General features: G+C 41.9%; 1 protein-coding gene and 1 pseudogene. One reads left to right on the top strand and one right to left on the bottom strand.

All coding sequences use genetic code 11. From position 1 onward, the window contains the following. On the top strand, window positions 1–413 hold a 413-nt coding region (locus BZK24_RS08445; protein WP_077657149.1), incomplete at its 5' end, for a tumor necrosis factor alpha-inducing protein. 2 nt (window positions 414–415) lie between these two features. Here the strand turns inward: BZK24_RS08445 and BZK24_RS08440 are convergent. Next, a pseudogene (locus BZK24_RS08440) lies at window positions 416–730 on the bottom strand (penicillin-binding protein); the annotation flags it as partial.

Below are 730 nucleotides of genomic sequence, written 5' to 3'. Positions count from 1 at the left end.
TGGATAGCTCGCACATTGTAGATGGTAAGGCAACTGAAGAGATAGAGAAAATCGCTACCAAAAGAGCGACAATAAGAGTGGCGCAAAATATCGTGCATAAACTTAAAGAAGCTTATCTTTCTAAATCCAACCGCATCAAGCAAAAGATCACTAATGAAATGTTTATCCAAATGACAAAGCCCATTTTTGATAGCTTGATGAATGTGGATCGTTTAGGGATTTATATCAATCCTAACAATGAGGAAGTGTTTGCGTTGGTGCGCGCGCGTGGTTTTGATAAGGACGCTTTGAGCGAAGGGTTGCATAAAATGTCTTTAGACGATCAAACGGTGAGTATCCTTGTTTCTAAAGTGGAAGAAATCTTTAAAGATTCTATCAATTACGGAGATGTTAAAGTCCCTATAGCCATGTAGGCTTAGAACAACAAGCGTTCTTCGCTATCGTCTGTTTTTTTGGGGGTGGGGGTGATGGAATTGGGGCTTGAGTAGTAGGGGATTTTATCCACGATTTCTTTACGCAAGCCTTTGGGGACATCAAACTTCCTTTTTAAAGAAGGTTCAATCGCTAAGATATTGTGCATGAAATACGAATACACAGGCGCGCTCACAACGCCTCCTGTCGCTCCTTTGTCAATAGGCGTGTTATCGTCTCTCCCAAACCAGATCACGCTTTGTAAGGTGGGGGTAAAGCCAATGAACCAAGCGTCAATATTGTTGTTAGAAGTCCCGGT

The sequence above is a fragment of the Helicobacter pylori genome, from assembly GCF_001998165.1.
Taxonomy (GTDB): domain Bacteria; phylum Campylobacterota; class Campylobacteria; order Campylobacterales; family Helicobacteraceae; genus Helicobacter; species Helicobacter pylori_DL.
This window is presented reverse-complemented; position numbering and strand designations above follow the sequence as displayed.